Below are 13430 nucleotides of genomic sequence, written 5' to 3' on the forward strand. Positions count from 1 at the left end.
AGGCTCTTAAAAGTCCAATTTATAAGCGCTACTAATCAGCATAGGATAAACCTCCACTAATTAAAGTTTCGCTTTATTTTTGCTTCCCTTTTTTTGAATTACGATTCGCGTATTTCGCTGGATTTTCATTTTCATATTCTAATGCAAACTCTGCATCAGGCAAACTTTCTTTTGGTGTTTTATTATGATTGACTGCTGCATGTTGTTTTACTTTTCGCTTTACCATACATTTTAACCTCCTTATGACAAGTCTTTACTCTAATAGATTAAGGAGACTGCTTCATTTTATAACTGGGAAGTGTTAACATGTAAAAAATACTATACTCGCGGAAATACTATATATGATTGCGCTCATTATAAAAAAAGGAAGGATTACTTTGAAGAAAGCATCAAAAATTCAATCACCTATTTTAGACGAAACACTTCCGCATCAAATCAACTTTCCTTCCTATAAAGGAAGCGAAAAAAAGATGCAAGAGCCTTTTACTAATCAATATGATGTTGTCATTGGAGACAGTCAATACAATTCACCAAACAGCCCTCTTAATCAATGGAGCGATGACATTGACCCTGCTATTATGTCCGGTGAAGAATGGATCCACCCAACGAATGACATCGGATGGATTTCAGAAGAAAACCAAAAGTTATTAAAAAATAAAAGCAAAAAAACAGAAGATACATTTATGCATCCACAATTTGGGATTCATGATTAAAAAAACCATTCTGCCTCTTCAGGCAGAATGGTTTCAAGTTATCCAATGATAATTCGTTCTTTCGGGTATTTATAGCGTGGCGGCTGTTCTCTTCCACCGCTTGCTAAAATAAAGGTTAAAATCCCTACACGTCCAATAAACATAAGAACGATTAGGACCAGTTTGCCAACAGTTGTTAAATCTGATGTAATACCGGTCGATAAGCCGGTCGTTCCGAAGGCTGAGCAAACTTCAACAATTAAATTCATAAGTGGTGCTGTTTCTGTAATAGATAAAATAAATAATGCTGAGGCACATAATAAAATGCCCATCGTCATCACAACAGATGCTTTTAAAATATCTTCCTCATGTAATTGGCGTTTAAAAATACGCACCGTTCTTCCACCTTTTGCAAATGAATATAAAGAAAGAATGTTAACTGCAAAAGTTGTTGTCCGTATTCCCCCTCCAACTGAACTTGGCGAAGCACCGATAAACATTAACACGCTCATAAATAGTAGCGTTGGTTGTGATAAGTCTCTTATATCCATTGTCGCTAATCCACCGCTTCTTGTCGTTACAGATTGAAACAATGCATAAAACAATGTTTCATGCCATGACTTTCCAGTGAAAAACCGACCTTGCTCTAATAAAATAATGACAATTGTACCAACAACAATAAGCGCAAAAAATGTCGCAGTCGTTAATTTTGTAAATAATGAAAAGCGAAACAATTGATGTTTCCTCTTACTTATGTACTGCTTTATTTCCATTAATACCGGAAAACCGATTGCTCCTAAAATAATCAATAGCATATGAATAATTTGTACAATATAGTCCTTTTGATAAGGGATGAGCGATTGACCTGTTAAATCAAATCCACCATTTGTTGTCGCACTAATCGCGGCAAAAAAACCATGAAAATAGGCTTCTTGCCATGTTGAAAAATAATGTAAAAACCTTGTTCCTAAAAGAAGTGCTCCGACGATTTCTATTGAAATAATGACAATTAAAATAGATCGCATCAATTCAACAAGGCCAGATAAATTTCCTTGGTTATGGTCAGCCATAATTAATCGTCTACGTTGTAAACCAATTTTTTTACCTGTTAAAATCCAAAGAAACGTTCCAAGTGCCATAATTCCTAAACCGCCTAGTTGTAAAACGAGCGCTAAAACAATAATACCTGCAGTATTAAATGTATCGGGAATTGAAACAACTGAAAGCCCTGTAACACTTACAGCACTAACCGATGTAAACAACGCATCTATAAACGTCCACTTTACACCTGGTTTAATAACAAAGGGCATACTTAAGAGAATTACCGAGACAATGACTGCTATAAAATAAAAGAAAACGATAAGCTGCACTGGTCGTAATTTTTGTAAAAATTTCTTTATACCTTTCATTCCATCACTTCGCTACCTTTTTTCCATCAATTAAATAAAGAAAAATTATTTTTCTCTCCCTGTTTATTCCTAATATACGCAGTACATCCCTACTGCACCGCAACTAACAATAAACACATCACATATCATATCATTTTCCAATAGCGAATAACAAGGCATACTCTTTCCTTTCCCCCGAAACAAATTCTTAATTTTGTCGTTTTTTGATTATACTTCTACATTCATTTTTCTCCTTTTATCTCGCTATTTTAAGGTAGTAAAGCTCTTATAGTAAAAGCAAAGCATCACATGCGAATGTAAAAACTTCACTGTTCATCATGTCACAAAAAAATCCAGCTAGCTGCCGTTAGCTGGATTTTTTCACTTTATTGAGAGCGCTCTTCAAGCCACTCCCCAATGGTTGGATATGTTTGTTTTACAGCTGTTCCACCATATACGATAGACATATGCCCTGTCGGCAAGCAAACATATTGTTTATCCACACTAGAAATGTGCTCTAACAATGCTTCTACTTGACACGGTAAAGCAATGTGATCACGTTTTGCAGAAATGTTTAATACATTTGCCTTAATGTTTTTTAAATCCACTTTTTGTCCTCGAATAACAAGTTCACCTTTTACTAGTTTATTATTTTGGTAAAAGTCACGAATCCATTGTCTATACGCTTCTCCTGGGAATGGAATTCCATCTCCAACCCATTTTTGAACTAGTTTCCAGCTTGTTACAAACTTTTCGTTTTCGGATCGATCAAGTAACGCTACATACGGACCTACAAAGTTTGTAACTGGTTTTAACATTTTATTTCCGAAATCAATCATCTCTGGAGGTATATTTCCAAATGTATCAACAGCTTTATCTAAGTTAAAATATTTTTCATCTAATAAAGGACCATATAATCCTGTATTAGAAAAATCAAACGGACTTGTCATAAAAATTAAATTCCGAATCGGCATGTGTGGATGAAGCGCTGCATAAATAGAAGTTAACGTCCCTCCCATGCAATAACCTAATAATGAAATCTCGTCCGATTTTGCAGTTCGCATTACCTTTTTCACTGTTTTTGCAATATAGTCGAATACGAAATCATCAAATTTCAAATGACGATCCTCTAAGCCAAATGTTCCCCAGTCTAACATATACACGTCAAAACCACGATCTACTAAAGATTCTACCAAGCTGTTTCCTGGTGTTAAATCCATAATATACGGCTTATTTATTAGAGCATATATTAATAAAATAGGAACTGGATGTGTCGTTTCCTGCTTTGGAATATAACGATATAATTTCGTTTTGTTCTTTGTCCAAATGACCTCTTTCGGCGTTAAACCAACTTGCGGTTCTGGTTCGCGCAATAAAACCTCATTTGCTCTCTTCAAACGACGATATGCATTTCGATACTCTTCTGGGTATAATTCCAATTGTTTTTCCCATTCAGTTACAAATGTAGTCATTTTTCTATCTCCCTTTTCGATTAATTTCCTTCTTCAAAAAAGAAGTGCACTCCTGCTATGGATATGCACTTTTTTCTCGCTTCATTACATATATAATCCGCCGTTAATATTTAATTGCTGCCCTGTAATATATGCTCCATCTCGGCACAGATACACAACGCCTTTTGCAATTTCATCCGCTTGTCCAAATCGTTTCTTTGGAATCTTTGCAACGATTTGCTCACGAACATTTTCCGGTACTTCTGCAACCATCTCCGTATCAATAAAGCCTGGGCAGATTGCATTTACTGTTACATTTGTTTTCGCAAGCTCTAACGCTAACGATTTTGTAAATCCTAGCATACCTGCTTTTGCAGCTGAGTAGTTCGTTTGACCGAATCCGCCTGCTTGTCCAATAATAGAAGAAATACTAATAATTCTTCCACCCTCAGACTCAGTTATGTAAGGAAGCACTGCGCTTGTTGTGTTAAATACACTACTTAAGTTCACATCAATGACGCGCTCCCAATCTTCACGATTTAACTTTTTAAACGTACGATCTCTTGTAATACCAGCATTATTAACTAAAATATCTACTTTACCAAAGTGATTCACAGTTTCATCTACAAGGCGCTTCGCATCTTCTAACTTTGAAACATCAGCTTGAACTGCATGTACATCATGTCCCTCTGCTTTTAGCTCATTTACAAGATTTTCAGCTGCTTCTTTACTGCTATTGTAATTAATAACAACCTTTACTCCTTCTTTTGCTAAAGCCACCGTAATTGCTTTCCCAATTCCTTTTGCTCCACCTGTTACAATTGCAACTTTTCCATTTAATTGAGTCATTTCTTTTCCCCCTTTAATGAATTGTGAACAATAGTTAATAACTCCAATTGGTACTTGTCTAAAAACCCCATATATAATATGTTTTCGCCGTTTACACAATCTCAAGAAGGTTCTCCCTACCTTTTTTGAAACTGATAAACAAGGCGCCTATTCCTTATTTTTTATTTTCTGGTTTCACTGGTGCTTTTGTCTCTTCCTTCACAGGTTCTTGTAATTTTGCTAATGTTTCATTTTGTTTTTCTAACAATTCTAAAATTTTATCAACTTTATTTTCTAAAGTTCGAATATCTTGTTTCACTTTTGTCACATCACGTTTTAGCGTAGGAGATTGGCCTAAAGTTTCTGCTTTTTCCTCTAAAATTTCCTCAATGTTATCAACCTTATTTTCCAAGTTAATAACAAGTGTTGCTACCCTAGCAATGTCTTCTTGAGTCGGTATGTTTGCTTTTTCTAAATAGCCCTTCGTTACATCATTTAACATTTTCTGATAAAACAAGTTCAAATCTAGAACGCTTCCCATCCAAGCAGAATACTCTTCTGTTTTGATTGTTTCATTTAATGCTTTTCCCCAAAACGTTTCTGTTTTTTCATAAACCTCTTTCCATGTTTGCAGTGGATCAAATTTTTGATCAATCACTTCTCCTACACTCCTTTATTTGTTTTTGAAACAATTCAACCTATTCATTATTTTCTGATATTCTGAAAAAAACTTCAAGTCTGTATTTTAATTTTTTATTCCAATACATGTATTGACATGAGAAACAGATAGGTGTAAATTGCACTTATAAGCAAAAAATTCCATCTAACTGATTCATGAGGTGATGTACAATCATGCTACATAATGAACCAGACCAACAAGAAAGTATTGAAAAAATCTCAGCCAAACAACCAAGCTCCATGCCAAAAAACTTCTTAGTTCCCTTCTTACTTCTCTGTCTGAAAGACTGGAGTCTTCACGGTTACAAACTCATTCAAATGCTAATGGACATCGGCTTTTCTTCTATCGATCAAGGTAATGTGTATCGAACATTACGCAAATTAGAAAAAGAAAATCTTATTTCTTCAACTTGGGATACAAGTGAAGGAGGGCCAGCAAAACGTATCTACTCTTTAACGGAATATGGAGAGCAATATTTAGCAACATGCGCGACCTCTTTTGAACATTACCAAAATATGTTGCGAACATTTTTCACTTTATACACCAATGCATTCTTTCCGTTTTCTACTTCTCCAGACAAGGATGAAAAAAATTCTTCATCTTCACCTGGTGGTACAGCAGAATAATCTGCGTTCACAATATGCAAAAAAACATTTGGAGGTCAAACTATGGAAACTAAACCATACGAACTTATCGATGCATTTTGGAAAAATTGGTCACATTCGCTTTCCCTTTTTTCTTCAGCGGGAAAACAATTAGAACAACTTACGTTAGAAACATTAAAACAACAACAAGACGCTTTGCATAAACTAACAGCAGGAGTTGACGAACTAGAAAAGGAACTTCAACAATTCACTGCTCAATTAAACAGCCAATATACAGAATATGTGAAACAACTTACAGGCAATTCTCTAAATGATCAAATTCATGAATGGCAAGAAAAATGGAATGAACTCTCTAACCACATTCATCAACTTACTGTTTCTCCTACAAAAACATCACTGTCTATTCTTACGCAAACAAGCGGTCAATTCGAAGAAACAACAAAACAATTTATTGAGCAACAACAACTTCAACGCGAGGAACTTCAAAAACAACTAGATGATTTTTTGACAGAGTTCAAGTCTACACAACTGGAACTTGTAAAAAAGTTCGAGGAAAATTCAAAAAATCTATTTACTTCCATCAAGTAAGAAAAATGTGGCAGCTTACTGCTAAACAAACAAAACTCTTTCTTCCTCCCATTACATCTAGATGGCTTACATTTTTCGATATGGAAAAGAAGGAGGATTACATGAATCTATTTCAAGAAGCGCAATCTGTTCAAGAGCTTCAGTACGATGAGATTCAAGTTGGCGACCAAGCTTCATTAACAAAAACCATTACAAATGAAGATATTCTTGCTTTTGCAAAACTAACTGGGGACGTAAACCCAATTCATATTCTAGATTCCTTTGCAAAAACAACAATCTTCAAAGAGCGTATCGCACATGGAATGCTTGTTTCAGGTTTTATTTCTACTGTTCTCGGTACGCAATTGCCAGGTAAAAATACCATCTATTTATCACAAAATGTTTCCTTTCGTGCACCTGTAAAAATTGGTGATACATTACGCGTTATAGTAGAAGTGATAAAAAAACGTGATGATAAAAAAATCATTACATTGCAAACAAATATATATAACCAATCAAATGTTATTGTTGTCGAAGGTACCGCAACGACACTCAAAAAGGAGTAGCAAATGAGCTACTCCTTTTGTATATCCAAGAACTACTAATCCCTCCGATTACTTCCGCGTATGACTGGCGCCATAACACATACAATAACGATACCAGTTACCAAACTGGATTATAGACAAGGATGTGTATATAAATGGTAAAAACAAATAAATTACTTGTTCCTGGTGCTGAACAAGCGCTGGAACAATTCAAATACGAAATTGCGCAAGAGTTCGGCGTAAACTTAGGATCGAATACAGCTGCTCGTGCTAATGGATCTGTCGGTGGCGAAGTAACAAAACGTCTTGTTTCTTTAGCACAACAACAATTGCGTGGATAATTTTATACCGTTTGGATTTAGAAGGCAGAAATTCTGCCTTCTTTCTTTTTAGACATACATTATATTTCTTCTTCACATACTACAGAGAGCACACTGAAAGGACAGATAGATTACATGAAACGAATCAATATGAAAATGAGCCCACCTCGTGTACTCATTTTATCTTTTATGATGCTCTCCATTACTGGAACATGCTTATTAAAACTCTCCGTTTCAACGACAACTTCTATTTCATGGCTAGATGCTTTATTTACAACTGTTTCTGCCTGTACCGTTACTGGACTAGGTGTTGTTGATACAGGAAAAGTATTCACTACATTTGGACAATGTGTCATTTTATTTCTCATTCAAATCGGTGGACTAGGTATTATGAGCTTTGCCGTATTCATTGCGATTATGTTAGGAAAAAAAATTGGACTTCAAAACCGAATATTACTCCAACAAGCATTAAATCAAACAAATATTGGTGGTGTAATCCGCCTTGTCAAATCTTTGTTTATATTTTCGTTTACAGTTGAGTGTATTGCAGCTCTTTTTCTTTCGTTCGAATGGATTCCTAAATATGGTACGACGAAAGGATTCTATTATAGTTTATTTCACTCCATTTCTGCATTTAATAATGCCGGTTTTTCCATCTGGAGTGACAATTTAATGTCTCAATCTCACAGTATTCTTGTTAATGTTGTTATTTCGTCTTTAATTATTTTAGGAGGGATTGGTTTTACAGTCATCGTGGATATAAAACGAAAAAAGAGTTTTAAAACACTGACTCTACATTCTAAACTTATGCTCTCTTCTACCCTTATAATCAATATTGTTGCAACACTTTTAATTTTTATATTTGAATTTCATAATTCTATCTCCATGAAAGGATTCACACCATTTGAAGAAGCATTAGCTGCCTACTTTCAAGCCGTTTCAACACGTACTGCTGGTTTTAATACAGTTGATATCGCACAGCTCTCCAAACCCTCTCTTTTGCTTATGATGCTACTTATGTTTATCGGAGCTGGTAGTGCATCTACAGGAGGTGGTATTAAATTAACAACCTTTTTAATTATGGTATTCGGTGTATTTAAGTTTCTTCAAGAACAAGATGATATTGTTATTTTTAAAAAGTCGATAAAAGATACCCTTATCGTTAAATCTTTAACCATTACTGTCATATCCATTTCATTTATTTTCTTTTCCATACTTATTTTAAGCATTACTGAACAAGCTCCTCTTTTCATGAGTGCATTCGAAATTTTTTCGGCATTTGGAACCGTTGGATTAAGTATGGGACTTACACCGCAGTTAACTCTCATTGGAAAATTTATTATTATATTTATGATGTTCTTTGGAAAGATGGGGCCACTAACGCTAGCCTTTTCCTTTGCACGTAAAAAGCGAAAAAAAATAAAATATCCAAACGAAGATATTTTAACAGGTTGACAACCAATTCCATCACTCATATAATATAACTACAATAACATATCTCCAAAGGGGAGTAGCGTCCAAGAAATAATTCTTGGAAACAAAGTCGTCATTACGTAGAACTTCGTTCTTCCGGCTTTGTTGGCATTTTCATTACATATGTCTAGCAAGACCTTTGCCTATCAACGGCAGAGGTCTTTTTTGCATTCTTTTCTAGATTCTTCTACCGCTGATAGGTAGGAGTATGGGGAAACTAAACAGTGGGGATTTTCGTCACTCGTTTAGGATTTATACAAATGAGAGGAGAATGTGTATGGATGTATCATTACTTTTGGAGTATGGTTGGATATTACTTATTTTAATTGCATTAGAAGGAATTTTAGCAGCAGATAATGCACTTGTTCTTGCTATTATGGTAAAACATTTACCCGAAGAAAAACGAAAAAAAGCATTGTTTTATGGATTAGCTGGTGCTTTCGTATTTCGCTTTGGATCACTGTTTATCATTTCTTTCTTAGTCGATGTATGGCAAGTGCAGGCGCTAGGTGCGATTTATTTAATGTTTATTGCAGGTAACCATTTGTTCAAAACTTATATGAGAAAGAATACAAATGAAGAAACGAAGCAGAAAGAAGCAGACACAAAGAAAAAACAAGAAAACTTTTGGTGGACGGTATTTAAAGTCGAAGTTGCTGATATAGCATTTGCAGTTGATTCTATTTTAGCTGCTGTTGCATTGGCAATGACTTTACCAAAAACAGGATTAGGTACTATTGGTAGCCTCGATACAGGTCAATTCCTTGTTATTTTTGCAGGCGGTATAATCGGTTTAATCATTATGCGATTTGCTGCATCTGCTTTCGTACACTTATTAAAACGGAAATCAGGACTAGAAACAGCTGCCTTCTTGATTGTTGGTTGGGTTGGGGTAAAACTTGCTGTTTACACATTAGCACATCCAGCTTTAGGGGTTATCCCTCATTCATTCCCTGAATCTGCTCCATGGAAAATTGGATTCTGGATTGTACTAGTTGGAATTGCAGCTGGTGGTTGGTTCTTCTCAAAAGATACAAAAACAAATACTATACAAAAGAATTTTGATGAAAAAGCGTTGTAATTACAGCGCTTTTTTCTTTTATTACATAAACTCACTCACCCTTCCTACTTTTTCAAATAAGGTGTAACTGTAATCAATGACAATTGTCTCTATCCTCAACTGATTATGAGCCCTCACTATTCATCTGAATGTTCGCAAATAGCGAATAAATGACATCTTAATCCCTCTACTTTTTGTTTTCATATGTGTCCCTTTTGTGAAACGTTTCACAATTTTATTGAAAATGAAATCGAATCCATGTACTTTAGTCATATAAAGAGTATTTACAAAAAGGAGCGCAATTATTATGCTAGAACACGGATTGACTTACGTTGTAAAACTTGCTCAGAAAAAAAAAGAAATGCTAGACAGAAATTTAATGCAATATTTCATTCGTGCTGCACTTGCTGGCATTTATATCGGCTTTATTATTGTACTATGTTTTAAATTAGGTAATTTCTTCAATATAGAAAATTCTCCAGCAACTTATTTAGCTGCTTCTATGTTTTTCGGTATTGCACTCGTATTAATCATATACGGTGGGGCTGAATTATTTACAGGAAATACAATGTATTTTACAGTCTCTACTTTAAGAAACAAAACAACTATTTCCGATACATTCCGTAACTGGATTACTTGTTATGTAGGCAATTTAGCAGGGGCATTATTTTTTGCATTATTATTTTATGCAACTGGAATTTTTGAAACAATCGATCATGAACATTTGATGAATAAAGTTGTGGAAATCAAAATGGGAACACCTACAATCCAACTTTTCTTTAAAGCTATTTTATGTAATTGGCTTGTCTGTTTAGCTTGTTTTCTTCCGTCGCAAGTGAAAGGTGATACAGCCAAAATTCTTGTGATGATGTTCCTTGTTTTTACTTTTTTCTTGTCTGGCTATGAGCATAGCATTGCAAACTTATCATTATTTGCATTATCTTTACTATCACCACACCCTGATACAATTAGTTTTGCTGGTGCCATTCACAATTTAATTCCCGTCACAATCGGGAACATTATTGGCGGATCCGTCTTTGTAGGTATGGTATATCATTATTTAACAAAAGGAACAACAAATGCTGGTGAAGCTGCTCCTCAAGAGGAGATTATTCCTTTACAAGCTCATATGAAACATTAATGAAAGGAGCAACCCAAAAAGCTCCTTTCATTGACACCTCCCGCGGAGAAAAAGTATTTTCTCTGTGGGATTTATTATTTTTTTAATTTCCTTCCTCAAACAATCTGTTTTTTTCGCCAGTTTGAGGAAGTTGTAGGCTATGGCAATTAATCCAAACTCAATCATTGCTGATGCCTAGTCTTGTCTGTAAAACTAAGTCCTAAATATTTAAAACAAAAGCCGATGATCCCTTAACGTACAGGAAGTCGGCTTTTTCTATGTGAAAAATCGCTTAGCGTACGCTACAATGCTTTCAACATAAAGATTGTTGATAACTTGTACGTGTCAGTAATACCATCTTTTTGATCGAGCTTTAATTTAAACGTACCCAAAACGACCGTTTATGGTGCTTTATTTGCTTATTATGCAAACTCAGGTCCAAAAATCATTAACAAAAATAAAAAAGCCTAACATATTAGCCATATATAATATGTTAGGACTCTTATATTTTAGGTTTCTTTGAATTTAGGTCTTGATAATATACGAAATTCGCATTTTGCTGGTGTTCCCCCATACCCATCAAGCTAAAATTTTGAAGTCCCCCCATAACGAAAATTTTTCTCTACAGTTATTTATGAATAATAAGCCTGTTTTTTCGTTTTTTTGAACATTAATTTAAGTTAATGGATATGGGGGAATTCCTATACAGAAAGACACCTAAGAGCTACTAAAGGTGTTCCATCTCCTACAACAAAAAGGGAGAAAAACTCATAAAACAACCTTTGATATCTTACGTGTTGTATACAATTGTACCAAGTTTGATACCCCAAAGCCCTTTTAGATTATTTAATTGCTATGTAAACCTCAATTTCCCCATTGGGATAATATTTCTCAAAGTCATATTTGTAAATTCTTTCTAATGTACCTGCATTTTCACGTTCCCATATTTCTTTCCAAGTATTCACAACTCCATTTTCTACTGCTGTATCTACATTGAATATTTCATATTTTGCATTATTCGGTATTTCCAGTGAAGGTTCACCATTGTTATCTTCAATGGCAATGCTTAATGAATAATCACCTTTATAATTACTCTCATAATTATGATATACAGCATAGGTAATAATTTCTTTATTAGTCAGGCGATTAGAAGACTCCTTCCATAATCTCGTAATCTTTTGGATTAAAAAACTATCATTAAAATTATTAGTCCGCACACTATTAATAATTGTTAATTTCATAAATTTTATCACTCCAAACTAAATTTTAATTTTATACAACACTGCAATCTCTTTTTTCCTATGCTTGACGTTATATAAGCTAACTTGATGGTGATGAGATAGAACTACACACCTATCAAACTCAGAAATGAAAATACTTCAAAGTGAATAAGTTCCTATATCCAGTAGAAGATATACATTTCCACTTGGAGGTGGGATAAATCTAAACTTCTAAAAAGCCTGAAGACGTCCCCATAGCAATTACGATGTCTTCTTTTTTTAAGAGATTTTGATTTTTCAATTGGTTTATCGCATGGATTACTGTGGCAGAAGAATTTTCAAGAAAAATCCCCTTTGTTAACAGGAATTGTTGGCCTTGTTTTGCTTGTTCTTCAGTAACTACTGTTGCTAGTCCATTAGATTCTTGTAATGCCTTCAAAGCCTGGAAAGTCACCGTTGTACCATCTAATGATTTCAGCCGAGTTTCTCCAATAAATTCTTCTGTATAGTGAACCCCATTTAATACATTTGTTAAACGAGGAAAAGGTTCAACTGCTATCATTTTAGGAAGTTTTATTATGTTTTTATTTAGGTTGATTTCTTTAAAGCCTTGCCAAATTCCCCACAACAGGTCTCCCCTAGAAACGGGAACAATGATTTTAGTAGGGACCTTTCCTTGTAATTGGTGTAAAATTTCATAGGCAATAGTTTTATACCCTTGAACTCCAATAAAGTTACTTCCAACAGGAGGAGTTAAATAGTTACTAGCAGGATAAAACCCTGCATCTGAATATTCTTTCAATTTAATCCATCTTTCTTCAGGTGTATTAGTTAATACTAAATTAGCCCCATAACCTTTAAGTAATGATTGAATACGATTATTTAAGTTTTTCGAAGCAATTACAACACATTTTATACCTCCAAACGCTGCATAAGCTGCTAATGAAATCCCTGCGTTTCCACTAGATGCTACAACTACACCTTTGGCCCCTATTTCGATAGCTCTTGTTACAATTAAAGCACTCATTCTATCTTTATGTGAACCTGTTGGATTTTGACCTTCATGTTTTATGTGAAATTTCCCGAATTCTTCTTTGTCAATTGATATAGGAATTAATGGTGTATTACCTTCCGACATAGAAAGGTAGGATTTATAAGGTAATGCACAAGTAGTATCAAACTCTCTATATACTATTTTTAAACTTGAAGGCTTATTTTCCGCTGAACATCTTGGACAACCTTCAAAAAAATCAGCAAAATCATAGTTATTATTACAGCGTAAGCATTGTAAATAATTGATTTTAGTATTTTTTTTAATAGTTAATTTCAATCTAAACCATCCCCTATTTTCAAATAAATACTTACTATTTTATTTCGTTTCTATTTCTTAATTCATTATTTAGTGTAAAATGATTATTGACTATTGTCTAATTGAATTATTCTATACTAATAATTGATTTTTCGAATGAAAAGGTGATGTTT

Annotated in this window: 15 protein-coding genes and 1 riboswitch; of the genes, 8 read left to right on the forward strand and 7 right to left on the reverse strand. The window is 34.3% G+C overall.

Annotation, left to right across the window (positions count from 1 at the left end):
• Positions 1–73 precede the first annotated feature (73 nt).
• Positions 74–226 carry a hypothetical protein gene (locus MR063_RS06935; protein WP_011984126.1) on the reverse strand — a complete coding sequence of 51 codons (153 nt, stop codon included), beginning with the start codon at positions 224–226 and terminating at the stop codon, positions 74–76.
• A gap of 151 nt (positions 227–377) precedes the next feature.
• Here MR063_RS06935 and MR063_RS06940 point away from each other — a divergent pair, with 151 nt between their 5' ends.
• Positions 378–713 (forward strand): DUF3905 domain-containing protein, encoded by a 336-nt coding sequence (locus MR063_RS06940; protein WP_242195549.1) that lies wholly within the window; start codon positions 378–380, stop codon positions 711–713.
• A gap of 38 nt (positions 714–751) precedes the next feature.
• Here MR063_RS06940 and MR063_RS06945 read toward each other — a convergent pair whose 3' ends face one another.
• The 4 genes from MR063_RS06945 to phaR form a co-directional block, all read right to left on the reverse strand.
• Entirely contained in the window at positions 752–2101 is a 1350-nt protein-coding gene (locus MR063_RS06945; RefSeq protein ID WP_242195552.1) for a TrkH family potassium uptake protein, read from the reverse strand.
• A gap of 365 nt (positions 2102–2466) precedes the next feature.
• A complete protein-coding gene (gene phaC / locus MR063_RS06950) occupies positions 2467–3552 on the reverse strand; it encodes a class III poly(R)-hydroxyalkanoic acid synthase subunit PhaC (protein ID WP_242195555.1) in 1086 nt (361 codons plus the stop codon).
• A gap of 84 nt (positions 3553–3636) precedes the next feature.
• Positions 3637–4380, reverse strand: a complete 744-nt coding sequence (locus tag MR063_RS06955) for an acetoacetyl-CoA reductase (RefSeq protein WP_242195559.1) — start codon at positions 4378–4380, stop codon at positions 3637–3639.
• Between the two features lie 154 nt (positions 4381–4534).
• Positions 4535–5017: a polyhydroxyalkanoic acid synthase subunit PhaR gene (phaR, locus tag MR063_RS06960; RefSeq protein WP_242195562.1), complete on the reverse strand. Its 483-nt coding sequence runs from the start codon at positions 5015–5017 to the stop codon at positions 4535–4537.
• Positions 5018–5211: 194 nt separating this feature from the next.
• Here phaR and phaQ point away from each other — a divergent pair, with 194 nt between their 5' ends.
• The 7 genes from phaQ (at position 5212) to MR063_RS06995 (ending at position 10749) form a co-directional block, all read left to right on the forward strand.
• On the forward strand, positions 5212–5664 hold the full coding sequence (phaQ, locus tag MR063_RS06965; protein WP_242142487.1) for a poly-beta-hydroxybutyrate-responsive repressor: 453 nt from the start codon (positions 5212–5214) through the stop codon (positions 5662–5664).
• Between the two features lie 42 nt (positions 5665–5706).
• A complete protein-coding gene (gene phaP, locus MR063_RS06970; protein ID WP_242195565.1) occupies positions 5707–6231 on the forward strand; it encodes a polyhydroxyalkanoic acid inclusion protein PhaP in 525 nt (174 codons plus the stop codon).
• A 101-nt stretch (positions 6232–6332) separates the two neighbouring features.
• Complete coding sequence (locus tag MR063_RS06975; RefSeq protein WP_242142485.1) at positions 6333–6776, forward strand: MaoC family dehydratase; 444 nt, start codon at positions 6333–6335, stop codon at positions 6774–6776.
• 134 nt (positions 6777–6910) lie between these two features.
• Positions 6911–7096: an alpha/beta-type small acid-soluble spore protein gene (locus tag MR063_RS06980; protein WP_242142484.1), complete on the forward strand. Its 186-nt coding sequence runs from the start codon at positions 6911–6913 to the stop codon at positions 7094–7096.
• Between the two features lie 114 nt (positions 7097–7210).
• Positions 7211–8530, forward strand: coding sequence for a TrkH family potassium uptake protein (locus tag MR063_RS06985; RefSeq protein WP_242195567.1), 1320 nt, complete (start codon positions 7211–7213; stop codon positions 8528–8530).
• 38 nt (positions 8531–8568) lie between these two features.
• Positions 8569–8743, forward strand: a riboswitch (yybP-ykoY riboswitch).
• Positions 8744–8825: 82 nt separating this feature from the next.
• Positions 8826–9629, forward strand: a complete 804-nt coding sequence (locus tag MR063_RS06990; protein ID WP_242195570.1) for a TerC family protein — start codon at positions 8826–8828, stop codon at positions 9627–9629.
• Positions 9630–9915: 286 nt separating this feature from the next.
• Positions 9916–10749 (forward strand): formate/nitrite transporter family protein, encoded by an 834-nt coding sequence (locus MR063_RS06995; RefSeq protein ID WP_242195573.1) that lies wholly within the window; start codon positions 9916–9918, stop codon positions 10747–10749.
• Between the two features lie 821 nt (positions 10750–11570).
• Here the strand turns inward: MR063_RS06995 and MR063_RS07000 are convergent.
• Both MR063_RS07000 and MR063_RS07005 read right to left on the reverse strand, forming a co-directional pair.
• Positions 11571–11969, reverse strand: coding sequence for a GyrI-like domain-containing protein (locus MR063_RS07000; protein ID WP_074608313.1), 399 nt, complete (start codon positions 11967–11969; stop codon positions 11571–11573).
• Between the two features lie 202 nt (positions 11970–12171).
• Positions 12172–13278, reverse strand: coding sequence for a threonine synthase (locus tag MR063_RS07005; RefSeq protein WP_242195576.1), 1107 nt, complete (start codon positions 13276–13278; stop codon positions 12172–12174).
• Positions 13279–13430: the final 152 nt, after the last annotated feature.

The sequence above is a fragment of the Bacillus cereus group sp. BfR-BA-01492 genome, from assembly GCF_022662815.1.
Classification (GTDB): domain Bacteria; phylum Bacillota; class Bacilli; order Bacillales; family Bacillaceae_G; genus Bacillus_A; species Bacillus_A cereus_BD.

Bases quoted from the DNA above. Each gene is read 5' to 3' on its own strand.
- MR063_RS06935 (WP_011984126.1), bottom strand. From the start codon at position 226: ATGGTAAAGCGAAAAGTAAAACAACATGCAGCAGTCAATCATAATAAA.
- MR063_RS06945 (WP_242195552.1), bottom strand. From the start codon at position 2,101: ATGAAAGGTATAAAGAAATTTTTACAAAAATTACGACCAGTGCAGCTT.
- phaC (WP_242195555.1), bottom strand. From the start codon at position 3,552: ATGACTACATTTGTAACTGAATGGGAAAAACAATTGGAATTATACCCA.
- MR063_RS06955 (WP_242195559.1), bottom strand. From the start codon at position 4,380: ATGACTCAATTAAATGGAAAAGTTGCAATTGTAACAGGTGGAGCAAAA.
- phaQ (WP_242142487.1), top strand. From the start codon at position 5,212: ATGCTACATAATGAACCAGACCAACAAGAAAGTATTGAAAAAATCTCA.
- phaP (WP_242195565.1), top strand. From the start codon at position 5,707: ATGGAAACTAAACCATACGAACTTATCGATGCATTTTGGAAAAATTGG.
- MR063_RS06975 (WP_242142485.1), top strand. From the start codon at position 6,333: ATGAATCTATTTCAAGAAGCGCAATCTGTTCAAGAGCTTCAGTACGAT.
- MR063_RS06980 (WP_242142484.1), top strand. From the start codon at position 6,911: ATGGTAAAAACAAATAAATTACTTGTTCCTGGTGCTGAACAAGCGCTG.
- MR063_RS06985 (WP_242195567.1), top strand. From the start codon at position 7,211: ATGAAACGAATCAATATGAAAATGAGCCCACCTCGTGTACTCATTTTA.
- MR063_RS06990 (WP_242195570.1), top strand. From the start codon at position 8,826: ATGGATGTATCATTACTTTTGGAGTATGGTTGGATATTACTTATTTTA.
- MR063_RS06995 (WP_242195573.1), top strand. From the start codon at position 9,916: ATGCTAGAACACGGATTGACTTACGTTGTAAAACTTGCTCAGAAAAAA.
- MR063_RS07000 (WP_074608313.1), bottom strand. From the start codon at position 11,969: ATGAAATTAACAATTATTAATAGTGTGCGGACTAATAATTTTAATGAT.